Below are 341 nucleotides of genomic sequence, written 5' to 3' on the forward strand. Positions count from 1 at the left end.
GATTACATGAATGCTTACCAACAATGTAAAGAGGTTACTATTGAGCTTTCCGATACTAAAATTCTTCCTGAAAGTCAATTAGTTAATTACTGGCTTTATAACCGTGATGCGTTATTAGACTACTTAACTCAAGGTACTTACGGTTTTAGAGGTGTTGTTAAAGATGCCAATACAAATACACCTATTCAGGCAACTGTTACGCTTGTTGGTCATGATGCCTATGGTTCGCATACCTTTTCTGATGCTAATGATGGTGATTTTTACAGACCTGTAAAAGCTGGTACTTACGATATTTTATTTGAAGCGGATTGTTATCAATCGCTTACCCTTTCTAATCAAAC

At 35.8% G+C, this 341-nt stretch carries 1 protein-coding gene; it reads left to right on the forward strand.

Annotation, left to right across the window (positions count from 1 at the left end; translation table 11 throughout):
• Positions 1–341 (forward strand): peptidase associated/transthyretin-like domain-containing protein (locus ACH5TX_RS03220; RefSeq protein ID WP_439338105.1); only part of this gene is annotated, 341 nt, incomplete at both ends.

The organism is Thalassobellus citreus, assembly GCF_044385915.1.
Taxonomy (GTDB): domain Bacteria; phylum Bacteroidota; class Bacteroidia; order Flavobacteriales; family Flavobacteriaceae; genus Thalassobellus; species Thalassobellus citreus.